This is a genomic window from Nocardia higoensis (genome assembly GCF_015477835.1).
GTDB lineage: Bacteria > Actinomycetota > Actinomycetes > Mycobacteriales > Mycobacteriaceae > Nocardia > Nocardia higoensis_A.
In genome coordinates this window covers 44,589-67,537 of record NZ_JADLQN010000003.1, presented here as the reverse complement: position 1 = coordinate 67,537, position 22,949 = coordinate 44,589, and the positions used below count along the sequence as shown (strand labels likewise).

Sequence of the window (22,949 nt, the reverse complement as noted above, 5' to 3'; positions counted from 1 at the left end):
GTGGCTGTAGGGGCGGGACTCCCTACGAATCGGCCCCGGATCGGTGGTGACCGATCCGGGGCCGAGTTCTGTTGTCTACCGCGTCAGTTGCGGCGGCCCGGTGCCTTCGCGCCGGACTTGAAGCCGAGGCCGCCGGGCTTGGCGGTCGGCGGGGCCGGACGGTCCGCGTCGTCGCTCGCGGCGGGCTTCGCCGAACCGTTCGTTTCCGTTTCGGCCGGAGCCTGAGCGGATTCCGCGGGAGCCGACTTCTCCAGGGTCGGAGCGTCGGCGGACTCGGCCGGGGCGGCCGCAGCCGGTTCAGCCGGAGCCTCGGTGGCAGCCGGAGCTGCGGCCTTCGCGCCGGGCGCCTTCGCGGCGGGACGCTTGAAGCCGGACTTCATGGCCAGTCCCTTGGCGGGCTTCGTCGGCATGGTCTCGGTGGGAGCCGAAGCCGTTTCGGCAGCGGGGGTTTCCGTCGCGGTGACAGTCTCCGCGGCCGGAGCCGTTTCGGCAGGGGCCGATTCCGCGGCCGGTGCCTTCGCACCCGGTGCCTTCGCGGCAGGGCGCTTGAAGCCGGACTTCATGGCCAGGCCCTTGGCGGGCTTGGTCGGCATGGTTTCGGCGGCAGCCGAAGCCGTCTCCGCAGCGGGGGCTTCCGTCGCGGGAGCGGTCTCGGCCGGAGCCGATTCCGCGGCCGGAGCGGCGGCTTTCGCGCCGGGCGCCTTGGCGGCGCCCTTCATGCCGAGTCCCTTGCCGGGTGCCTTCGCCGGGCCCTTCATGGCCAGGCCCTTGACGGGTGCGGCTTCGGTCGCGGTCGAGGCTTCCGCGGGCGACTCGGCGGGCTCGTCGGAGGACGTGGCGCCGGGCGCCTTCGCGCCGCCCTTCATGCCCAGTCCGCCGCCGGGTGCCTTAGCGGCGCCCTTCATACCGAGACCGCCGCCCGGCGCCTTGGCCGGGCCCTTCATGGCCAGGCCGCCACCGCCGCCACCAGGAGCCTTCGCGGGGCCCTTCATGGCGAGTCCGCCGCCGCCGGGCGCCTTGCCGCCGCCCTTCATGGCCAGGCCGCCACCGGCGGGCGCGGCCTTCTCCGCGGCGGGAGCCTCGGGCTCGGACACGGCCACTGTGGCCGCGACGGGCTCCGGCTCGGGCTCGGCCTCCACCTTCGGCTCCTGGACGACGACCAGGTTCTCGCTGAGCTTCGCCGACTCGACGCGCTCGATGGAGTCGAGCATCAGCTGGGCCACGTCGACGACCTCGACGCCTTCGCCTTCACCCTTCTCCTGACGGGCGGTGACGCCGTCGGTGAGCATGACACGGCAGAACGGGCAGCCGGTCGCGATCTTGGTCGGGTTGGTGGACAGCGCCTCGTCCACGCGGTCGATGTTGACCCGCTTGCCGAGCTGCTCTTCCATCCACATGCGCGCGCCACCGGCGCCACAGCACATCGAGCGCTCGCCGTGGCGGGGCATCTCCACCAGCTTCGAGCCCGAGGCGGCCATCAGCTCACGGGGAGCGTTGTAGATCTTGTTGTGCCGACCCAGGTAGCAGGGGTCGTGGTAGGTGATGTTCTGCGACACCGAGGCCACCGGCACCAGCTTCTTCTGCCGCACCAGGCGGTTGAGCAGCTGGGTGTGGTGGACGACCTCGTAGGTTCCGCCGACCTGCGGGTACTCGTTGTTGAGGGCGTTGAAGCAGTGCGCACAGGTGACGACGATCTTCTTCTTGCGATCCTCGACGCCCTCGAACACCGAGTTCAGCAGCTCGATGTTCTGCATGGCCAACTGCTGGAACAGGAACTCGTTGCCCGCGCGGCGCGCCGAGTCACCGGTGCAGGTCTCCTCCTGGCCGAGCACCATGAACTTCACGCCCGCGGTGGCCAGCAGCTCGGCCACGGCCTTGGTGGTCTTCTTGGCGCGGTCCTCGTAGGCGCCCGCGCAGCCGACCCAGAACAGGTACTCGTAGCCGTCGAAGCTGTCGGCGTCCTGGCCGAAGACCGGGATCTGGAAGTCGAGCTCGTTGATCCAGTTCAGGCGGTCCTTGGCGTTCTGGCCCCAGGGGTTGCCCTTGTTCTCCAGGTTCTTGAACAGGCCGGCCAGCTCGGAGGGGAACTCCGATTCGATGAGCACCTGGTAGCGGCGCATGTCGATGATGTGGTCGACGTGCTCGATGTCCACCGGGCACTGCTCGACGCAGGCGCCACAGGTGGTGCAGCTCCACAGCACCTCGGGGTCGATGACGCCGTTGACGTCCTCGCCGCCGATCAGCGGGCGCTCGGCCTCGGCGCGCGCGGCCTCGGGGATCTTGGCCAGCGCGGCCTCGTTCGCCTTGCCCTCGGCGTCGACCAGGCCGATCTCGTCGCCGCCCATGTCCTTGCGGCCGCCGGCCAGCAGGTAAGGGGCCTTGGCGTAGCCGTGGTCGCGCAGCGACATGATCAGCAGCTTGGGCGAGAGCGGCTTACCGGTGTTCCACGCGGGGCACTGCGACTGGCAGCGACCGCACTCGGTGCAGGTGGTGAAGTCGAGGATGCCCTTCCAGGTGAAGTCCTCGAACTTGCCCGCGCCCAGGGTGTCGTTGTCGGGGTCGACGTTCTCCATGTCGAGTGCCTTGCCGTTCGACATCATCGGCCGCGCCGCGCCGAGGGCGACGCCGCCGTCCTCGTCGCGCTTGAAGTAGATGTTCGGGAACGCCGCGAACCGGTGCCAGGCCACGCCCCAGGTGAGATTCCGGCCGACCAGGAACAGGAACAGGCTGCCCGACATCAGCTTGAAGAAGGCGAAGATCGAGATCATCGTCGGGCTCGCGGGCAGCAGCTCGGCGACGCGCATTGTGAAGAAGTCGGTGGCCGGGTTCGCGTGACCGTAGGTCGCGATCTTGCCCGCCTTGACGAAGATCATGCCGAGGCCCTCGACGAGGACGATGGACTCGATCACGTAGGCCGGTCCGAACTTGGAGCCGCTGAAGCGGGAAAGCCGTTCGGGATCGCGCGGGTGGTTCAGCTGGCGGATGACGATCAGCGTCACGATGCCGACCACGGTGCCGATGCCGAGGATCTCGTCCAGCAGGTGGTAGAACGCCAGGTCGCCGATGATCGGCCAGTGGAACTCGGGATTGATCGTCTGGCCGTAGGCCTCGAAGAAGAGGATCATGCCGGCGAGGAAGCCGATCATCACCAGCCAGTGCGCCCAGCCCACCGTCCGGAACTTGTTCATCCGGGTGTGTGCGAGGAACTCGATGATCATCTGCTTGAACCGCGGGAAGAACGGCCGCCACCGGTCGGGCGCGGACTGCCCGATCATGATGGTGCGCGCGATCTTCCCGACGCCGCCGAAGAACGACACCCAACACAAGAGGCTGAGCGCCGCCCCAATCGTGCCCAGCGTCACTGTCAGGGCATTCATGTCGCGACCTTTCTTTCGAGGCAACACGAGCGTGTGGCCGACGTGCGCCGACCGGTCGGCTCGTATCGTAACCGCCGGTAAGTTACCCGTCGGTAACTTACCGCCTCCATCGTACGGGGCTGTGGCGACCCGCAACCCCGCGTGCAGGGCGTCTGCTCGGCTCGGGCTGGTGATCGATCTCACACAATTCTGTTCCGGCTGCGTGTTCCGGGCCTTGTCCACCGTAAAGGTGCCTGTTCATGCCACTAGAGGTAAGGGCAGGCTCAGTCGGGTGATCTCGTGTCTTATATCGCATTTCGGTGTCCGGTCGGTTACGCTACCGACGACTTGTTCGCAATGGTCACATCCACGCTGCTCGGGGAGAATCCGAAGTGATAGACCACATTTCGGATCGAGTGAGTTCTCGCGCGTGCTGATGACCGTCGTGACCCCCGATGGATAGGACACAGAATTGAATTTCCGGAACAGCGCTGCTGCGGCCGCCCTGGTCATCGGCGCTATGACGGTGGGCTCCGGAGTGACGCACGCCGAGCCGGCACCGGAGGCTCCCGAGATCGACTACTCGGTGAAGCTGGTCGACCAGACGATCGTGACGAAGCTGCGCGGGGGAACCTTCTCGCTGGTCGATCTGGAGCAGGACAAGGCTCTCGAGCCGGGCGCGGCCGAGGGTGACGAGGTCACCGGCGCCGAGCCCGTGAGCCCGGTCCCCGCCACCCAGATCGCCGAGATCAAGGACGACGCGGGCAACGTCGTGCTCCAGCTCCCGCTGGTGTTCGACGTGCTCGGCACGCCGATCCCGGTGAAGTCCGAGATCGGCGAGGACGGCACCGTCCTCGAGATCACCCCGGAGAAGCCGGCGGGCCTGAACTTCGGCAACCAGCCGCTGGCCGTGAAGCCGGTCGCCTCCCCGGTAGAGAACCAGCGCGCGCAGAACGACTTCTCCAGCAAGTTCGGCATCGGCACCGCGATCGGCGGCTTCGTCGGCACCGCCGTGGGTGCGGCCATCGGCTGCATCGCCACCATCGCGGCCGGTTGCCTCCCCGGTCTGGTCACCGGCGCGGGCGTCGGTGGCATCCTGGGCACCATCGCCGTCGGCGGCCCGACCCTGGTCGCCGCGGGCGTCCAGCTGATCGAGACCTTCAACGCCCCGGAGGGCACCAGCATGTGGGCCGACAAGCCCGCCGAGCCCGCTCCGCCGGCGGAGGGCGAACAGCCGAAGTAATCAGGCTGAACCGAACCGGTCGAAGGCCCGCTCCGCATCGTCGGAGCGGGCCTTTCGCGTTTCGGAAGTCTCGGGCAACGCGCCGATCGGCGGCGGGGACTACTCCGGCAGTATCAGCTCTCCGGTGTGGGAGACCGAGCCCAGCGGACTGCCGTAGGTCGCGAAGGAGCGCTCGGCGAACTCGAATCCACCGTCCTCGCGGACCAGCAGCACCGTACTCGCCCTGGTGCCGTGATGGTCGTTGGCGATGAAACGAGCCGAAAGGGCCTTCTCCATCCGGTATCCGACCCCGGTGTCGGGCAGCAGGTCGTCCGGCGCCTCGGTGCGGTCGGCGAGCACGTCGAAATAGCGCTCGATCGCGGCGGGATCGGATTCGATCACCTTGCGCAGCTCGGCCAGCCCGTCGCCGACCTTCGGCCAGATGGGTTCCGGGGCAGCGGCGGCCGCGCCCGGCTCCGGTGCGGCCGAGGTGACGAAGCTGCCGTTGGAGAGTCCGTGATAGCCGGGCGCCAGCGCCCGGGGGCGCCGGGTGCTGCGGTTGCTGTGCCACCACAACTCGGCCAGATCCGACACCAGGACGTTGTAGCCGTTGTAGTCGTCGGGCGCGCCCGCGACCTCGGTCAGGTAGCGGCCGGGGCCGGGAAAGTTCGGGGCCGGATTGCGATCCTGCGCTCCGCGCAGGAAATCCATCAGCAGCGCGCCACGCGAGCGCGCGCCGGTGCGTTCGTTGTTCGGATTGCGCACATTTGTCACCGCGGCGAAGCGGCTGCGCGGGCCGAGACCGGACAGCCCGAGCCAGGTGCCGGGAGGATCGCCGGGTCTGCGGTCGAGCGCGCCCACGTCCCTGCCCGCGAGCAGGCCGGGAATCTCCGGCCACCACCGGGCGGACTCGGCCGGTCGGGTGTAGAACTCGTCGCGATTCGCCGCGACGACCAACCGGTATTCGGGATGGACTCGCCAGCCGATCAGCACCAAACACATGCGAACCAGAATGCCGGACCGGAACGCAGGCCGACATCGGGTTCCCTGTCGAGGGTCCCGAGAAGGGCGGCATCCATGCCTGCCTGAGACAGCGAAAAGGCCGCCTGCGTGGAGCGGGCGGCCTTTTCGCGATGCTGTGGCGTGGAGAGCGTCACTCGGTGCGGATGCGCAGCCCCGGGTTGTCGGAGAGCACCACCGAGATCGGCTGTGCGAACAGTTGGGGCGCGTTGCCGGTGAGCGCGCCGATCAGGTCCGGGATCGCGCAGATCGGGTAGTCGGCCACCGACGAGGCGCTGGAGATGCCCAGCGCGAGGCGGCCGGTGACGATCGGGCCGCCGCTGTCACCGGGCAGCGCGCAGATGTTGGCCGAGAAACTCTGGGTGAGCAACCGGTCGCCGACCTGCACGGACTGGTCGACAGCGTTGACGATGCCGCAGCTGAAACCGGTGCGCGAACCGGCCTTGCAGACCGGGGCGCCGACGACCGGGACCGCCACGCCTTCGATACGGACCGGAGCGGCGCCCGGCACCCGGATCCCGTTGTTGGCGAAGCGGCCCGCGACCGCGTCGTCGATCCGGATGATCGAGTAGTCCTGCGAGCCGAGCACGGACTTCTGGAACGAGCCCAGGCGCGCGCCGAGTCGTTCGTTCGGCAGCAGTTCGTGCACCACGGCGGCGTTCGCGGTGCCGTACTCCGGGTCGCAGTGCCCGGCCGAGATGTTGACCGTGGCGCCCGAGGCGTCGGTGGCGTTGAAGCCGAACGAGCAGCGCAGGGAGGACTGGCTGCCCGCGGAGGTGAAGCCGTCGCCGCCGGTCACCGAGCCGCGGTTGAGTTCGCTCGCTATCGGGGTGGCCTCGGGCAGCGGCTCGGCGGCCACCGGCGGAGCCATCACGATGACCCGGGACGGGTCGACGAAGCTGGGCATCGGCACGCCGGCCTGGTCCACCCGGACCGCGATGCTGTTGTTCACGGTGTCGATGACCACGCCGCGGATCAGTGCGGACACTGCCTCGGGCTGGGTCTCCAGCCACCGCTCGAACGCCGACTTCTCGCCGCGCAGCGTGGCCTCGCTCTTGGCCACATTGCGCACCTCGAAGCCCGCGGACTCGGCGGCCGCGCGGGCCTCCTCGGCTCCGGGGCCCTGGGCGAGGGCGACGACGGCCTTGCCCGCGTTGTCGAGCCAGGAACCGGCGAACACCTGCGGGTACTGACGTTGCGCGGAGACGGCGAACGCGGCGACCTGCTGGGCGAGGTCGGCCCGGCGCAGGTAGTCCTCGGGCGAGATCTTCAGATCGCGGCTGAGCGCTTCCACCAGCTGGGCGGGCAGATCGACGCTCGTCTCGGCGGAGTCGGAGGGTTCGGCGTTCGCCACGGCGGCTGTGGGGCCGAACAGCAGCATCGCCGCCGAGGCGGCGATCACCGACTTCCGCAGTGCAGTATGTCGTGCCGACCTGAATCGGCCCATCCGTGGCAGAAGCATGAAGCGACTATATGAGGTTCCGTCGGCTATTCCCACTCGAACTTGCTCCCCACTCGAACTTGCTTCGGCCCCGAACGCGCGGCCTGATGTCAGCCGGCCTGCCCGCCCGCGCGGACCTGGATGCCGCTGCCGAGGCCACCACCGGAGGTGGCGTCGATATCGGCGAGGATCGAGCGGATCGGAATGCCCAGCGTGGCGGTGCCGCCGTAGGGCGCGAGCGCGATGTTGGCCTCGTTGCAGTCCGGGGCGTCGGCGGCGTTGGAGCCGCTGGTGATGCCCAGCGCCAGGGTGCCGGTCACGATCGCGCCGCCGCTGTCGCCGCCCAGCGTGCACGCCGAGCTGGCGAAGCCGCGGATGGTGCGGCTGTCGCCGTCGGCGGTGTAGAGCTGTGTCTCCACCCGGTCGGCGACCACGAAACCGCAGGTGAAGGTGGAGGTCTGGCCGGACTTGCAGACCGGGGCGCCGATGATCGGATCGGCGGTGCCGGTGATGGTCAGCGTGGTGCCGTTGGCGCCGCGCACCACCGGACGGTCCATGCCGCCGCCGACGGCGGTGCTGTTGAGCTGGATGACCGAGTAGTCCAGCGCGGCGGACCCGCCGAGCTGGGCGCGCGCGAAGGAGCCCAGTTCGGGGCTGTTGGTGATGTCCTTGACGTTCGGCAGGTACACCGGAGCGCCCTGGTCGGCCTCGTCGATGTTCGGATCGCAGTGTCCGGCGCTGATGTTGAGCGCGTTGCCCGCCGCGTCGACGCTGTTGAAGCCGAACGAGCACACGTCGACGCCGAGCAGGGTGTCGTCCTGCAAACCGTCGGGCGCCGTGATGTAGGTGTCGCCGCCCATCGGCCGCCGCTCGACCGGGCCGCCGCTCTCGGGGGTGAGGACGACCTTGATGTTGGCGATCAGCGTCGGCAGATTGAGCATGTGCCCGGTCGGGGTGTTGGCGATGCTGACCACCAACTGGCTGTTGAGGACGTCGATGGCCACCGAGTTGATCACCGAGGACAGTTCGCGCGGCAGCCCGCTCATCCACTGCGCCAGCTGGGTCAGCGAATTCTCCAGGCTTTCGGCGGAGACCGGCGCGAGGTGGGCCGAGTAGCCGTCGGCGGTGGCGATGCGCGCGGCGTCGGCGGAGGTCACCGCGACCACCGGCTTGCCGTCCGCGGCGATCCACGCGCCCGCGAAGTCGTCCGGGCGTTCGGAGCGGAAGTCGCTGGCGTAGGTGCGCAACTGCTGGGCTCGGGCCGCGCGGTCGAGGTACTCGGTGGGCGTCATCTTCAGATCGCGCGAAATCGCTTCCACCAGTTCGGCGGGCAGCGCGTCCGCGCTGAGCTGTCCCGGCGCGGGCGGCTGTCCCGGTGCGGGGTTCGCGCTCGCGGTGCCGGACAAGGGGGCCAGGAGAACGGTCGCGGCGACTCCGAGGGAAGCTGCCCTGACCGCGGCGCGACGCGCCACCAACTTGCGCATGAAGTCCCTTCGTCGGCACGCGGGGCGTGCCAGGTGAATCCGTGGCCAGCGGCGGCGAATCCGTTGGCGCACAGAGATGGTCCAGCTCGACCGTGCGCCGGCCTGACAGCCGCGACTACGGTCAGCGACACACTCTAAGGCACAAACCGGTTCTGTGGTCGGTGACTGTTCTCGTCACCGACCACACGCTGCGGTCCTCAGCGGTCCTGACGCCAGTACGGGGTGCGCCAGCCGTCGGGGTCGTAGGGAACGAACGGGTTGCGCCGGGTGGTCGTCGTCGGTCCGGTGGGTTCCGGGGTGGTGGTCGGCGTCGTGGTCGGTTCCGGGGTGGTCGTGGGCGTCTCGGTGGTGGTCGGGGCTTCGCTCGTCGTCGGCACGGGCTGCTGAGCGGGCGCGAGGGAGGTCAGCGCCCCCGTCGTCGGCGCGACGGGCGCGGTCGGCGAGGCAGGCGGGGCGAAGGTGCTCGAGGCGCCGGACTTGGCATCGGGGAAATTCGGCGGCGCGGGGGACTGCTCGCCTTGGAACAGCACCGCGACGCCGATGCCGCCGAGTACCAGCCCGGCCAGCGCGGCCACTCCGACCAGCATCGGCATCCGGTTGGCGGGCTTGCCCCCCGCGGGTGTGGGCGCGGAGGGGGCGATCATGGTCTGCGGTTCGGCGGTGGTCTCCACGGGGCTTACCGTGGTCGGCTGCGCGGTGGCGGGGGCGAGCGCGGGAACCGCGGAATCGGCGGCGGGCATCGCGGCCGAATACGCCTGCTGCGGCTCGGGGGCGGGCACCGTGGGAATGATGTCGGTGACCACGGTGGAGTTCTCGGCCGTAGTCGGGTCCGGCGGGGTCAGGCCCGCGGGGGTGGCGAGCACGGCCGTCAGCGCCGCGCGCGCGGCGTCGTAGGCGAAGGCCTTGCCCGGTGCCGCGGTGTCGGCCGAGGGCAGGTCGGCCTCACTGGCCAGCACCACCGACTTGAGCCCGAGGTAGTCAAGCGCCTCGCGCAGCGCCTGCACGTATTCGGCGGGCCAATCGCCCGGGTGGGTGGCGAAGAACTCCGCGGCCCCGGACAGATGCTCGGTGGTGAGATCGATCAGGCAGAACAGCGCCGTGGCAACCAGGTCCTCGGCACGGTATGCCTCGCCGTCGTCGACGGGGATGCCCGCCGGGTCGCCCAGCTTGGCCACGAAGCCGGAGATGGTGTGCGCCGGACCGTCGGGTGCGGGCCCGCCGAGCGCGGTGTCGCCGTCGTCGGACATGTGCAGCACGCAGTCGCGCTCGATGTAGTGCAGTTCACCGACGTCGGTGAGGACGGCCGCCGCGCAGCCGTCATCAGCGATCCGCAGGCCCACCCCTGTGGCCATCACATCCCTCGCTTCGGCGTAGATCGGCGCGCGCGGTACTCACACGAGCAACGACCCGTGGCCCATGGCGCGGAGCATCGACAATAACTCCGATCGCGATCCGGCACCGATTCGACGCCTGATCCTGGCCACATGGTGCTCCACGGTCTTGGCCGAGATGTAGAGTCGCGCGCCGATCTCGCGGTAGGTCAGCCCGAGCAGGACGAGTTCGGCGACTTCGCGTTCCCGGTCGCTGAGCACAGCGGGCTCGGCCTCGGCGGAACGGGTCGCTCGCGCCGATCGGGTGGCGGGGGCCTGGGCGGCCGGTTCCTGGGGTCGGGCCCGGGTGCGCACAGTGCGCGCCAGTTTCAGCAGTGCGGTCGCGGTCGCGGAGTCCGGGGCCGTGAGCGCGGCTTCGCTGGCCAGCCGGGCGGCGTCCCAGACCAGGCCCGCTCCGGACAGCCCGGCGACCGCCGCCGTCACCGACGGCAGGTCGGCTTCGCCACGCAGGACGAGCACCCAGGTGCGGCCCGCGTCGGCGAGCACGGCGGCGTGTCGGTCACCCGCCTCGGCGGCCTGTTTGAGCGCGTGCGCGGGCGGCAGCAGTTCGTCGGGACGCTCGCGGGCGATCGCGGCCTGCACCCCGTACCAGTGGAAGGCGTTGGACCACGCGGGCGGACTGCCCTGGCGGCGCAGCAGTATCTCGGTCGCCTCCACCAGGGGATGGACCCGCGTTTCGTCGCGCAGCCGGATACCGGCGAGCAGCAGTTCGCCGACGGGCAGGACGGTGAGCAGGTCGGCGTCCACGTCGTCGAACAGCGGGCAGGCGGCGTGCCACGCACGGGTCAAGGCGGTGTGGTCACCGGCACGCCGGGCCAGCCCGACAGCGGCGCCGTGGGCGAGCAACTGGTCGCGCCGGTCCAGACGGGCGAAATCCGCCGAGGCCAGCGTGCGTGCGGCGGCTTTCTCGTTGCCGCCGAGCATGGCTGTCCAGGCGGCGAGCACGGTCAGCTGGGGGGTGCGCAGTCCGGAAGCCGCCGCCCGGCGCAGCGCGTCGCCCGCCCGGCGCGGTTGCCCGCAGCTCAGGCTCAGCAGGGTCGCGACCGGCAGCGCGCCGCACGGCAGGAACCGGGCGATCCCCGCGTCGGCGTGCACGGTCTGGATGAGCGCGGAAATGGCTGTCGCGCTGTCGGACTCGGAACCGTCGAGGCTGCCGCCGAGGGCGGTCGCGATGATCCGGGCGTGCTCGCCCGCCTCGGTGGGCGGCCACTGTCCCGCGGTCGAGGACAGTCCGTGCGCTCCGGCGGGGTCGCCGGTCAGATTCAGCACCGTGGCACCCACCGCCCAGTCCGGGCCCACTCGATCCGCGCCGAGCCAGCGATACAGCTTGGCCGCTCGGCCCGCCAGACCACGCCGGGTCAGCACGCCCGCACAGATCCGCACCGCCGCGGCCAGGTCGTCGGCGGTCGCGTCGGGGTCGGCGAGCACCGGCTCGGCCAAGCGCATCGCGGTCTCGCCGTCGCCGGCGAGGGCGGCGGCCTCGGCCCAGCGCAACGCCAGACGCGCCGGGTCGGCGCCCGCGGCCGTGGCGGCGGCGTAGTAACGCACGGCGGAATCGCCGTGGCGTTCGGCGGCCTCGGTGAGGAAGCCGGCCAGCCGTGGATCGCGCACGCCGGATTCGGCGAGCATCAGCGCGGTGTTGTCACGCAGCAACCCGGACTCCAGCCGGGTGGCCAGCAGGCTGCGCTGCACGGCCACGAACCGGCGGTCGCCGAGCATGGTGCGCAGCGGTGACAGGGCGGGTTCGAGCAGCAGATCGGCGTCGGTCACCAGGGCGGTGGCCCGCGCCCGGTCGATGAGCGAACGGGCGTCGTCGGCGCGCACCGCGAGCACGTCGGTCAGTTCGCCCGCGTCGAGACCGGAACCGGTGATGGCTACGGCGAGGACTTCCAGCAGGTCGGGTTCGAGGCTCTCCAGCTGGGTGCGGGCCCAAGTCGCGACCGCCTCGTCGACCGCGCGCATGCTCGCGTCCAGCCGGGCCGAGCAGGCCGCCGACAGTGCCGCCACGACCCCGCCGCGGATGCCGCCGGTCTGCTGATAAATGCGCTGGACCACCGGGCGCGGCACCATCATGCCGAGTTCCCTGGCGAAGGGCAGCAGCTCGTTGACCCCGAGCGGTCGCAGGTCGAGCACTCGGCCTGCCTGTGCCATCGTCTCGGTCAGCGCCCGCAGGCGCGGATCGTGCGGGCGCGGCTGCATCGCCACGATCACCGTACGATCGCCCGCCTCGACCTCGGCGCGCAACGCGTCCAGTTCCTCCGCGCCCAGCGTGTGGGCGTTGTCCACGATCAATGCCGCGTCATCGTCGCGGGAATCGCGCGGGGAGCCGTCGCGAGCCGACCCGGCCCGGTCCTGGATGCCGATGCCGCCGCCACGCAGCCTGGATCGGATCAGCGTGAGCAGCGTCGACTTGCCGGTGCCGGAGCGCCCCCGGATCAGGCAGGTGACCGGTTGTGCCTCGCGGTCGTCGAGGTCGCGCAGGATCTCGCGGACGTAGGGCATGGAATCGATCGCGATCTCAGCCACCGAGGCCCCCGAGCACGCCGCCGACGCCGTCGCCGATGCCTTCGCCCAGTTCACCGACTCCTTCGCCGACCTTGCCGACGCCCTCGCCCACGCCCCCGACCACTCCACCGAGAGTGTCGCCGACGGTGTCGCCGAGGCCGTCGACGGACGGGGCGGGCGGTGGCGTGTAGCCGCCACCGGGCGAGGGGGCGGGCTGGGGTGCGGGGACAGCCGTGTCGGCGGGGGCTTGTGCACCCGCGGGGACGCCAGGGGCGGGCAGTCCCGCGCCGGGTAGCGCGGTGGCCGATGGTGACCCCGGTTGCACCGCCGGCGAATCGGAGCGCGCGGGTGTTTCCGGGCGGCCGGCGGCCGGCGTGTCACCGGCCCCGGGACCAGAAATGTCCTGGACGTTCGCGGCAGCGGGTGGCACGGGGGCGGTTGCGCCAGAAGCCGGCGGCACGGTGGTCTGTTCGGACGAGGCGGGGGTGGCGGCCTCGCTGGGCAGTCCCGGGCCGACGGCGACAGTGCCCGTGGCGAGCAGGGCGAGGGCGGCGACGGCGGCGGCGAGGACTCCGGCGCGCTGTCCGCTGCCGAGCCTGCGGGGCCGAGGGGTGCGGGGAAGCACGGGGGCGGCGGTGCCTGTCGCAGCGACAGCGATTTCCGCGGTGTCGGCCGCCGCGAGAGTGTCGGGCACGGTGTGGGCGAGGAGGTCGGCGGCGACGACGGCCGCCCCCCTGGCCGCGGTGTGCGCAGGCTGCGGGGCGGCGACCACGGGGAGGCCGAACTCGCCCGATATCAGCTCGGTGACCAGAGGAATCGTTGCGCCGCCGCCGGTGAGCAGCACCCGGTCGAGATCACCGGGCCCGAGTCCCGCCCGGTGCACCACATCGCGGACCAGATCGAGGCAGGTCAGCAGACGCCCGCGTAGCAGTTCCTCGAGTTCGTTGCGCACCAGTCGAATGCGAGCAGCCGAGCCGTCCAGGGGAAACCGAACCGTCGTCGCGGTATTTCCGGACAGAATTTCCTTTGCGGCGCGGCAATTTTCGCGCAATAGCGCGAGCCTGCGCTCGGTGGCCGGATCGAACGGATCGATATCCCTGTCGCCGAGTGCGTTTGCCAATACGTAGCGCATGGTCAGCAGGTCGAATTCGTCGCCCGCCGCGTCCTCGGTGCGGGCGGTCGCCAGTACGGCCGATTGTGATCCGGTGCGCACGACCGTCGCGCTCGTTCCGGTCGCGCCGAGATCGAGGACGACGATCGCCGCGTCGGCGAGCGCTCCGTGCGCGCTCTCCAGCCAGCGGGCCGCCGCGAGCGGTTCGGGCATCAGCGTCACCTCGGTGACGGCGTCGGCGAACGCCGCGCGCTGCAGTTCGACGGTGTGCGCCGACCACCAGACGGGATGACAGAGAACCGCTGCCGCCGGCCGATTCCCGGTGGCGGCAGCGGCCTCGTCGATCAAGCACGCGACCGCGGTGGCCACCAGATCGTGGGCGGCATGCCGGGAACCGTCGTCGGCCAGGATGTCCACCGGGTCACCGACTCGGGACAGAAAGCCTTCCAGCACAACATCGTCGGCTCGCGGCTGCCCGGCGTCGGCGAAATCGATACCGCCCGTGCGGTTCACGCGTAACCCGCTGCGATGGGTCAGCACGAGGCCGCCGCTCACCGCATCGCCCCCCGTGACCGTGTCCGCGATCGCGACCGACCCGGCCGACCCGATGGTGATGCCGAGCGCCTGAAGCTCTGTCATAGGAACCTCTTCGGAGACTGGGTGATCCGCTGGGGATCGCGGGGTGCGGCGATGTCCCGCTGAGCGCGGGGCGGCGCCGTTGCCTTGCTGCGGTGCGGCCCGAGGGGCCGACCGAACCTGCCTCTCTTTCGGTTGCTGACGCCCAGCCGTTACTCACCCCGGGAATTTTGGGGGAAATTCCCCTAACGCGACACGACCCCCTAATGCGTTCGAAAGCCGGATCTCGGGGGTCTTCCCCGTTACGCCGTAACGCTTCGGCTACCTAGCGTGACAGGTATTCCAACGAGCGCGGAACGCTTCGGCCCCGCCCATTCCCAGGAGACGATCCGAATGACTCCCAACGCCATTCTCGAGTTCATCCTCGGCCTGCTGCGCGACCGTGAGGCCGCCACCGGCTACTGCGCCGACCCCCAGGCCGCCCTCACCGCCGCGGGCCTGGCCGAGGTCTCGGCCGAGGACATCGCCGCCGTGGCTCCGATGGTCGCCGAATCGGCACTGGTCAGCGGCGGCTCGCAACTCTCGGCCATCGTCGCCGCAGGCGGCGCCGGTACTGCCGCAGGCGGCGCCGGCACTGCCGCAGGCGGCGCCACCACGGCTGTGGCCACCGGCGCAGCGGTAGCGGGCGCAGCCGCGGACGCGGGCATCGACGTCGCCACCGGCGTCGCCGCCGACCTGGGTTTGAATCTCGGCGCGGACGCCGGAGCGGGTCTGGACATCGGTGTGGGCCTCGGCTCGGACGGAGGTCTCGACATCGGCACCGGCCTGGACCTCGGCCTCGGCCTCGGCGCGGCGATCGGCACCGGCGTCGAGGCGGGTGCCGGTCTCGCGGGCGGTGTGGGGGCCGGTGTGAACGGTGCGGTGGGCGCGGTGAGTGATCTGACCGCTGGTCTCGGCGGCGCTCTGAGAGGAGGCGCGGACTTGGCGGCAAGTATCGGTGCCGGTGTGAACGGTGTGGTCGGCGCTGTGGGTGACATGACTGGGGCTCTCGGCGGCGTGGCGAGCGCGGGTGCAGGTCTCGCCGCGGGTGTAGGTGCGGCTCTGAACGGTGCGGTGGGTGCCGTCGGTGATGTGACCGCTGGTATCGGTGGCGGGCTGGGAATCGGCGGTGATCTGGCCGCCGGCGTGAACGGTGCGGTGGGCGCCGTCGGTGATCTGGCCGCTGGTCTCGGTGGTGGCGTGGGCGTGGGTGCCGATCTGGTCGGGGGTGTTGGTGCGGGTCTGAACGGTGCGGTGGGTGCTGTCGGTGATGTGACGGCTGGTATCGGTGGCGGGCTGGGAATCGGCGGTGATCTGGCGGCCGGTGTGAACGGTGCGGTGGGCGCAGTCGGTGATCTGGCCGTGGACGCCGATGGTGTGCTCGGTGCCGACGGCGGCCTGACAGCGGGTGTGGGTGCGGTGCGCGACAGCGTGGTCGGAGACGTGTCGGCCGGTCTCGGCGGCGCGTTGGACGCCGCCGCGGGCATCGGGACAGGACTCGATGTGAGCGCGGGCGCGCAGGTTGTCAGCGGCTTGGAGACGAGCGTGACGGCGGGGCTGGGTGCTGTCCTGGGAGCCGGTGGCGAGTCGCCCGGTTCGATGGACGGCGGTGTCGGCGGCGGGCTGGACGGCCTTGTCGGAGGTGGTCTCGTTTCGGGTCTCGGCGGTGGGCTGACCAGCAGCGGCGGAATCGGCGCCGCATGGGATGGTGCCGTGGACGCCGGGGTGGAGACCGGTCTGACCGGGACTGCCGGGGGATCAGCAGATCTCTCCGGCGAGCTGGATGGCGCCATCGATGCCGCCGCCGGTCTCGGTGCCGGTTCAGGGGCCGGGTTGGAGTCGGGACTGGGGGCCGGGTTGGAGTCGGGACTGGAGGCCGGGTGGGAGACCGGCCTGAGCGCCGGGTGGGAAACCGCTCTGGGAGCGGGAGCGGGACCGGACTCCGGCCTGGCCGTGACCGATGCGGGTGCCGCGTTCGGCGGTGGTGTGACGGCTGCTGTCGAGACCGGTCTCTCGGGCGCGCTGTCCGGTGGCGCGGAAACGACCGGCGCGTGGGCAGGCGGTGCGACGGGGGCGGTGGATTCCTCCGGTGCGCTGGGCGGGTCGATCTCCGGCACGGTCGACGCCACCGCGGGTTACGGTGGCTCGACGGCCGGTTCGGCGGAGGCGGGGCTGGGCGCGGGATTCGATTCCGGCGCGTCCGGGGCGGCGGGCACCTGGTCGGCGGTCGACGTGTCGAGCGCGTTCGGTTCGGGTCTGGGTGGCTCGATCACCGGATCGGGTGAGGCCGGACTGTTCGGCACGGCCGATTCCGGTGTGCAGGCAGGTGCCGCCGCCGACCTGACCGGCGACGGTTTCACCTACTGAGGCAACAGAATTCAGCGCATCTCCCGGAAGGTCTGCACGAGCGATGGCGAGTATCACCCAGCCCCGAGCCGTACCGTTGCTGCCGGTACTCGCCGAGACCGTCGCGGTGGCGCGGGCCGCCGGGCGCACGGATCTGGTGGCGCGATTGGCGGCGGCGAGCGAACGGCTGCGTGATCCGCGGCGACGGATCGTGGTGGCGGGGCTGCTCGGGCAGGGCAAGAGCCGGTTCGTCAATGCGCTGCTGAACGCCGATGTCTGCCCGGTCGGCGACGACGCCACGACCACCGTCCCGGCCGTGCTGGCCGCTGGGCCGGCGGCATGCGCCGAACTCGTCTGCCTCGATCCGGGCGACGGCCGGGAACACCGGGTGCCCGTGCCGCTGGATCACCTCGCCGAACTCGGCGAACGTACGCCGCTCGCCGAGGGCAGGCGGGTCGCGCGTCTGGAGTTGCGGCTGCCCAATGCGCTGCTCGACGACGGAATCGTCCTGGTCGATACGCCCGGTGTGGGCGGCCGGGCGGGCGCGGGCGCGACCACCGTGCTCGCCATGGTGCCCTCCGCCGACGCGGTGCTGGTGCTCTCCGACGCCTCCACCGAGCTGACCGAACCCGAACTCGGCTTCCTGCGCCAGGTCCGCGAGTTGTGCCCGGCGGTGGCGCTGGTGCTCACCAAGACCGACCTGTATCCGCACTGGCGTCAGGTGCGCGACGCGGACCTGGCTCATCTCGAACGCGCCGGCCTCGACGTGCCGATCGTGCCGGTCTCGGCTTTGTTGCGCGCGCACGCGATGCGCACCCAGGACAGGCAACTGGGGCTGGAGTCCGGCTACGGCGAGCTGTACCGGTTTCTGCGTGAGCAGGTGGTCGCGCGAGATCTCAGCGCGAGCCGTGCCGCACTGGCCCGCGACATCCACTCCGCGGCCGAGCATCTCGCACTCGCGCTGGGCAGCGAGTTGCTCGCCCTCCGCGACCCCGAGCAGGGCGCGGCCGCGATCGCGGAACTGCGCTCGGCCAAGGTCGCCGCCGAGGATCTGCACCGTCGCACCGCCGCCTGGCAGCAGACTCTCGCCGACGGCATCACCGACCTGGCGGGCGACGTCGACCACGACCTGCGCGATCGCCTGCGCGGCATCGCCAGAACCGGCGAGGAGTGGATCGACGACCACGACCCCGGCAGGCATTGGGCACTGATCGCCGAATGGCTCACCGATGCCGTGGACACCGCGCTCGGCGAGAATCTGCTGTGGACCCACAAACGCGCGACCGCGTTGGCCGGCCGCGTCGCCGAGCACTTCGCCCACGGTGGCACGGTCGAATTACCGGACGTGCGCCACGGTGTCGGCGGTGAGAGCGGCGCGGTCGCGGCCGCGACCCTCGGCGAGCTGGAACCCGACATCGGCTTGGGCAGCAAGCTGCTGGTCGGCATGCGCGGCTCCTACGGTGGTGTGCTGATGGTCGGCCTGGCCAGTACCTTCGCCGGACTGGCCATGTTCAACCCGATCTCCCTCGGCGCCGGAGTACTGGTGGGCGGCAAGGCCTTCCGTGACGACAAGCAGGCCCGACTGGCGCGCCGACGAGCCGAGGCCAAGACCGCGGTGCGCCGCTTCGTCGACGACGTGGCGTTCCAGGCGGGCAAGGAGTCCAAGGACCGGCTGCACCGCATCCACCGCGGCCTGCGCGACCACTACGCGGGCGTCGCGGACCGCAGCCTCCGCTCCATCGACGACTCCCTGCGCGCCGCCCAGGACGCCGCCTCCATGGAATCGTCGCGCCGCGCCGCCCGCTGCGAGGAACTCGAACGCCAACTGCGCGTGGTGGGCGAATTGCGCGGATACGCCGAGCTGATGGGGCACTCGCGGCAATCCGGTGCCCACGACCACACGGCGGGCGCGGACGTGGCGGATCGCGGCGACACCGGGGCGGTCGCCCGGTGAGAGCCGCCACGCAGCCCGCGCCGGGAATCGTCGGCGAGGCCCATCGACTCATCGCCCTGGCCGGGCAGTCCTTCGCCGATCGACCGCGCCCGCGCGCCTTGCTCGCCGAGTGCGCGCGGCGGCTCGACCAGCCGCTGCGGGTGGCGCTGGCGGGGTCGATCAAGGCGGGCAAATCCACCTTGCTGAATTCGCTCGTCGGCCAGGACATCGCCCCGACCGACGCGACCGAGTGCACGAGGCTCGTCACCTGGTACCGCCACGGCTCCCTGCCCGGCGTCACCGCGGTCGCCCCCGACGGCGCGACCGCGGATGTGGCGGTCCGGCGCGGCAGTGGCGGACTGACCTTCGATATCGCCACGCCCGCCTGGAATCGGTCCGGCCCGCACGAGGTGGACCACCTCGAGGTGCGGTGGCCCGCGGCGACGCTGGCGCGCACCACGCTCATCGACACCCCCGGCACGTCGTCGCTGTCGCGGGAGGTCTCGCGGCGCACCGCCCGGCTGTTGACTCCGGCCGCGGAGGACGACGGCGATCAGGTCCACGTCCCCGGCGCCGACGCGATCGTCTACCTGCTGCGTCGCCTCGACACCAGCGATCTCGATTTCCTGGAGCGGGTCGGCGCGGGCAGCGGCTCCGCGGCCGGTCCGCTCGGCGTCATCGGGGTGGTCTCGCGGGCCGACGAGCTCGGCGCGGGCGGTCTCGACGCGCTGCACTCCGCCCGGGACGTGGCCGCTCGATTCGCGGGCGAGCTGGAGCGCACCGGACTGTGCCAGGCGGTGATCCCGGTGGCGGGCCTGCTGGCCTTCGCCGCCGCGACGCTGCGCGAACAGGAGTTCATCGCCTTCCAGGCGCTGGCCGCCGTGCCCGCCGAAGAACTGGGGACGGCCCTGCTCTCGGCGGACCGGTTCGTTCGCCCCGATCTCGCGCTGCCCGTCGACCCGCGGGTGCGGGCCGGGCTGGCGACGCGGTTCGGCCTGTTCGGAATCCGCATGGCGGTCACGCTCATCCGGCTCGGCGTGCGCGATTCCGCCACGCTCGCCGCCGAATTGGCCGACCGCAGCGGAATCGAGGAGTTGCGGGCGGTCCTCGACGTCCAGTTCGCCCAGCGCGCCGATCAACTCAAGGCGCACTCCGCGCTCACCGCGCTCGCCGGTGTCCTCACCGCGTGCCCCGGCACCGCCGCCGACGCACTGCTGCCCAGGGTGCGCACTCTGCTCGCCGATGTGCACGGTTTCGCCGAACTGCGCCTGTTGAGCCGCCTGCGTGCCGGAGAACTCCCGCTGCCACCGGACGACCTGGCCGAACTACACGGCCTGCTCGGCGGTGCCGGGGTCGCGCCGCATCTGCGGCTGGGGCTGCCCGCCACCGCGCCCGCCGCGGTGGTGCGAGGGCGCGCTGCCGAGCTGGTGCGCAAGTGGCGGGACCGCGCGTCGCATCCGCTGGCCGACGGCCGCACCCGCGCCGCGTGCCTGACCGCCGCCCGCAGCGCGGAAGGCATCCTCCCGATGCTCCGGCCCGAGCGCTGACCTGCCCGCCGAGCGCGTCGCCCGGATCCCACAGCCCGACCGCTTCGGTGCGGCCGGGGGCGGGTCAGCGGGCGAGTCGTCCGTGGTGCTCCGAGCGCGTCGTGGGACGCGTTCACCTCGGCGTCGACCGCGAATTCGCCGGAGAGCCTGCGGGTGGTCGGTGATCGTCGCCCGGACCTGGGTAGACCACAGGGAGCGAGAGGGCCGAAAAAGTATTTTGCCCCGTCGTGGAATAGATCCGCTGGGCGGTCGGTTGTGCTCACCGTAAGACTTGAGCGTAAGCAACTCAACTTGTAGTTGACGCCGGGGGAGACCGGGTGCAAGATTGAGCCGACCCCGCTCAGTGTTGAAGTGAGTAAGACGCCGAAGCGGCTGACCAGTCGCGGGGCAAACCAAGAGGAGGAAACACCCATGGCTCGTGCGGTCGGAATCGACCTCGGGACCACGAACTCGGTCGTCGCCGTTCTCGAAGGTGGTGAACCGGTCGTCGTCGCCAACTCCGAGGGTTCGCGTACCACGCCCTCCATCGTGGCGTTCGCGAAGAACGGCGAAGTGCTGGTCGGCCAGCCCGCCAAGAACCAGGCGGTCACCAACGTCGACCGGACCATCCGGTCGGTCAAGCGTCACATCGGCACCGACTGGTCGGTGGAGATCGACGGCAAGAAGTACACCCCGCAGGAGATCAGCGCGCGCACGCTGATGAAGCTCAAGCGCGACGCCGAGGCCTACCTCGGTGAGGAGATCACCGACGCGGTCATCACCGTCCCGGCCTACTTCGAGGACTCCCAGCGTCAGGCCACCAAGGAAGCCGGCCAGATCGCCGGCCTGAACGTGCTGCGCATCGTCAACGAGCCGACCGCGGCCGCGCTGGCCTACGGTCTGGACAAGGGCGACAAGGAGCAGACCATCCTGGTCTTCGACCTCGGTGGCGGCACCTTCGACGTCTCGCTGCTCGAGATCGGCGAGGGCGTCGTCGAAGTACGCGCGACCTCCGGTGACAACCACCTCGGTGGTGACGACTGGGATCAGCGCGTGGTCGACTGGCTGGTGGAGAAGTTCAAGGCGAGCTCGGGTATCGACCTGACCAAGGACAAGATGGCCCTGCAGCGCCTGCGCGAGGCCGCCGAGAAGGCGAAGATCGAGCTGAGCTCCTCGCAGAGCACCTCGATCAACCTGCCCTACATCACCGTCGACGCGGACAAGAACCCGCTGTTCCTCGACGAGCAGCTGACCCGCGCCGAGTTCCAGAAGATCACCTCCGATCTTCTCGACCGCACCCGCGCGCCGTTCCAGCAGGTCGTCAAGGACGCGGGCATCAAGGTCGCCGACATCGACCACGTCGTCCTCGTCGGTGGTTCGACCCGTATGCCCGCCGTCTCCGACCTGGTGCGTGAGCTGACCGGCGGCAAGGAGCCCAACAAGGGCGTCAACCCCGACGAAGTGGTCGCCGTCGGCGCCGCGCTTCAGGCCGGTGTCCTCAAGGGCGAGGTCAAGGACGTCCTGCTGCTCGATGTCACCCCGCTGTCGCTGGGTATCGAGACCAAGGGCGGCGTGATGACCAAGCTCATCGAGCGCAACACCACCATCCCGACCAAGCGCTCGGAGACCTTCACCACCGCCGACGACAACCAGCCCTCGGTGCAGATCCAGGTCTTCCAGGGTGAGCGCGAGATCGCCGCGCACAACAAGCTGCTCGGCTCCTTCGAGCTCACCGGGATCCCGCCGGCCCCGCGTGGCGTGCCGCAGATCGAGGTCACCTTCGACATCGACGCCAACGGCATCGTGCACGTGACCGCCAAGGACAAGGGCACCGGCAAGGAGAACACGATCAAGATCCAGGACGGCTCCGGCCTGTCCAAGGAGGAGATCGACCGGATGGTCAAGGACGCCGAGGCGCACGCGGCCGAGGACAAGGCCCGCCGCGAGGAGGCCGAGACCCGCAACCAGGCCGAGTCGCTGGTCCACCAGACCGAGAAGTTCATCGCCGACAACACCGACAAGGTGCCCGCCGACGTGAAGGCCAAGGTCGAGGCGGCCATCGGCGAGGCGAAGGAAGCCCTCAAGGGCACCGACATCGCCGCGGTCAAGGCGGCCGTGGAGAAGCTGGCCACCGAGTCGCAGGCGCTGGGCCAGGCGATCTACGACGCTCAGTCCGCCGACTCCGCCGCGTCGGGTGATTCCTCGACCGGCCAGGCCGACGACTCGGTCGTCGATGCCGAGGTCGTGGACGAGCCTGTCGACACGGAGAAGAAGTGACCGAGAAGGAGCCGATCACCGTGGTGGACAACCGCAAGATCGACCCCGAGACCGGTGAGGTCCGCACGGCGGGCGTGGACGAGCAGTCCGCGCCCGATCCGGCGGCCGACGGTGCCGCGACCGCAGCGCCCCCGGAGGCCGAAGTCGTCGAGGTCGAAGCCGAGTCCGTGGCAGACACGTCCAAGGCGGGCATGTCCGCGGGCGATGTCTCCGGTGAGCTCGCCGAGCGCACCGCCGACCTGCAGCGCCTGACCGCCGAGTACGCCAATTACCGGCGTCGGGTGGATCGGGACCGCAAGGCCGCCGTGGATGCCGCCAAGGCCGCCGTGGTCACCGAACTGCTCGGTGTCCTCGACGACCTGGACCGGGCCCGCGCGCACGGCGACCTCGAGTCCGGGCCGTTGAAGTCGGTGGCCGACAAGCTCGTCGAGGCCCTGCGCAAGCAGGGGCTCGAGGAGTTCGGCACCGAGGGCGACGCCTTCGACCCGACGCTGCACGAGGCCGTGCAGCACGAGGGTTCGGGTCACGATCAGGTGCTCGGCACGGTCATGCGGAAGGGCTATCGGTTCGGCGAGCGGGTGCTGCGGCACGCGCTGGTCGGCGTGACCGATGGCGTGGCGGACGCGACCGCGAAGGTCGCGTCGGACGGAGCAGGGGCATCGGATGAAGATGCCGCGAACAAGGATTGACATATCCGGCGCGACGAGCGGAAGGAGGGACTG

13 protein-coding genes are annotated in these 22,949 nt (G+C 70.8%); 6 read left to right on the top strand and 7 right to left on the bottom strand.

Features of this window, described 5'->3' with window-relative positions:
* Nucleotides 1-83: 83 nt before the first annotated feature.
* Entirely contained in the window at nucleotides 84-3,377 is a 3,294-nt protein-coding gene (locus tag IU449_RS18190) for a (Fe-S)-binding protein (RefSeq protein WP_195003322.1), read from the bottom strand.
* Nucleotides 3,378-3,828: 451 nt separating this feature from the next.
* Between IU449_RS18190 and IU449_RS18185 the strand changes: the two genes are divergently transcribed.
* Nucleotides 3,829-4,599, top strand: a complete 771-nt coding sequence (locus tag IU449_RS18185; RefSeq protein WP_228805151.1) for a hypothetical protein — start codon at nucleotides 3,829-3,831, stop codon at nucleotides 4,597-4,599.
* Between the two features lie 99 nt (nucleotides 4,600-4,698).
* On the opposite strand, the gene IU449_RS18180 is transcribed toward IU449_RS18185, so the two are convergent.
* From IU449_RS18180 to IU449_RS18155, 6 genes are all read right to left on the bottom strand, one after another.
* Complete coding sequence (locus tag IU449_RS18180) at nucleotides 4,699-5,580, bottom strand: NRDE family protein (protein ID WP_195003321.1); 882 nt, start codon at nucleotides 5,578-5,580, stop codon at nucleotides 4,699-4,701.
* A 151-nt stretch (nucleotides 5,581-5,731) separates the two neighbouring features.
* On the bottom strand, nucleotides 5,732-7,060 hold the full coding sequence (locus tag IU449_RS18175; RefSeq protein WP_195003320.1) for a S1 family peptidase: 1,329 nt from the start codon (nucleotides 7,058-7,060) through the stop codon (nucleotides 5,732-5,734).
* An 89-nt stretch (nucleotides 7,061-7,149) separates the two neighbouring features.
* Complete coding sequence (locus IU449_RS18170; protein ID WP_195003319.1) at nucleotides 7,150-8,523, bottom strand: S1 family peptidase; 1,374 nt, start codon at nucleotides 8,521-8,523, stop codon at nucleotides 7,150-7,152.
* A gap of 197 nt (nucleotides 8,524-8,720) precedes the next feature.
* On the bottom strand, nucleotides 8,721-9,875 hold the full coding sequence (locus tag IU449_RS18165) for a hypothetical protein (RefSeq protein WP_195003318.1): 1,155 nt from the start codon (nucleotides 9,873-9,875) through the stop codon (nucleotides 8,721-8,723).
* A 39-nt stretch (nucleotides 9,876-9,914) separates the two neighbouring features.
* Nucleotides 9,915-12,494 (bottom strand): LuxR C-terminal-related transcriptional regulator, encoded by a 2,580-nt coding sequence (locus IU449_RS18160; RefSeq protein WP_324188309.1) that lies wholly within the window; start codon nucleotides 12,492-12,494, stop codon nucleotides 9,915-9,917.
* The gene (locus IU449_RS18155) at nucleotides 12,433-14,169 is read right to left on the bottom strand and encodes an Hsp70 family protein (protein WP_195003317.1); all 1,737 of its coding nucleotides are present in this window, start codon (nucleotides 14,167-14,169) and stop codon (nucleotides 12,433-12,435) included. Before IU449_RS18155 ends, IU449_RS18160 begins: the two co-directional genes overlap by 62 nt.
* A 330-nt stretch (nucleotides 14,170-14,499) precedes the next feature.
* Here IU449_RS18155 and IU449_RS18150 point away from each other — a divergent pair, with 330 nt between their 5' ends.
* The 5 genes from IU449_RS18150 (at nucleotide 14,500) to grpE (ending at nucleotide 22,916) form a co-directional block, all read left to right on the top strand.
* On the top strand, nucleotides 14,500-16,512 hold the full coding sequence (locus IU449_RS18150) for an IniB N-terminal domain-containing protein (RefSeq protein ID WP_195003316.1): 2,013 nt from the start codon (nucleotides 14,500-14,502) through the stop codon (nucleotides 16,510-16,512).
* A 43-nt stretch (nucleotides 16,513-16,555) separates the two neighbouring features.
* Nucleotides 16,556-18,445: a dynamin family protein gene (locus IU449_RS18145; protein WP_195003315.1), complete on the top strand. Its 1,890-nt coding sequence runs from the start codon at nucleotides 16,556-16,558 to the stop codon at nucleotides 18,443-18,445.
* Nucleotides 18,442-19,971 carry a dynamin family protein gene (locus tag IU449_RS18140; RefSeq protein WP_195003314.1) on the top strand — a complete coding sequence of 510 codons (1,530 nt, stop codon included), beginning with the start codon at nucleotides 18,442-18,444 and terminating at the stop codon, nucleotides 19,969-19,971. The genes IU449_RS18145 and IU449_RS18140 overlap by 4 nt, the downstream gene beginning before the upstream one ends.
* A gap of 411 nt (nucleotides 19,972-20,382) precedes the next feature.
* Nucleotides 20,383-22,227, top strand: a complete 1,845-nt coding sequence (gene dnaK / locus IU449_RS18135; RefSeq protein ID WP_195003313.1) for a molecular chaperone DnaK — start codon at nucleotides 20,383-20,385, stop codon at nucleotides 22,225-22,227.
* Complete coding sequence (gene grpE, locus IU449_RS18130) at nucleotides 22,224-22,916, top strand: nucleotide exchange factor GrpE (protein WP_324188308.1); 693 nt, start codon at nucleotides 22,224-22,226, stop codon at nucleotides 22,914-22,916. Before dnaK ends, grpE begins: the two co-directional genes overlap by 4 nt.
* Nucleotides 22,917-22,949 lie beyond the last annotated feature (33 nt).

Excerpts from the sequence above, each read along its gene's own strand:
- IU449_RS18190 (WP_195003322.1), bottom strand. The coding sequence starts at position 3,377 with ATGAATGCCCTGACAGTGACGCTGGGCACGATTGGGGCGGCGCTCAGC.
- IU449_RS18180 (WP_195003321.1), bottom strand. The coding sequence starts at position 5,580 with ATGTGTTTGGTGCTGATCGGCTGGCGAGTCCATCCCGAATACCGGTTG.
- IU449_RS18175 (WP_195003320.1), bottom strand. The coding sequence starts at position 7,060 with ATGCTTCTGCCACGGATGGGCCGATTCAGGTCGGCACGACATACTGCA.
- IU449_RS18170 (WP_195003319.1), bottom strand. The coding sequence starts at position 8,523 with ATGCGCAAGTTGGTGGCGCGTCGCGCCGCGGTCAGGGCAGCTTCCCTC.
- IU449_RS18165 (WP_195003318.1), bottom strand. The coding sequence starts at position 9,875 with ATGGCCACAGGGGTGGGCCTGCGGATCGCTGATGACGGCTGCGCGGCG.
- IU449_RS18155 (WP_195003317.1), bottom strand. The coding sequence starts at position 14,169 with ATGACAGAGCTTCAGGCGCTCGGCATCACCATCGGGTCGGCCGGGTCG.
- IU449_RS18150 (WP_195003316.1), top strand. The coding sequence starts at position 14,500 with ATGACTCCCAACGCCATTCTCGAGTTCATCCTCGGCCTGCTGCGCGAC.
- IU449_RS18145 (WP_195003315.1), top strand. The coding sequence starts at position 16,556 with ATGGCGAGTATCACCCAGCCCCGAGCCGTACCGTTGCTGCCGGTACTC.
- dnaK (WP_195003313.1), top strand. The coding sequence starts at position 20,383 with ATGGCTCGTGCGGTCGGAATCGACCTCGGGACCACGAACTCGGTCGTC.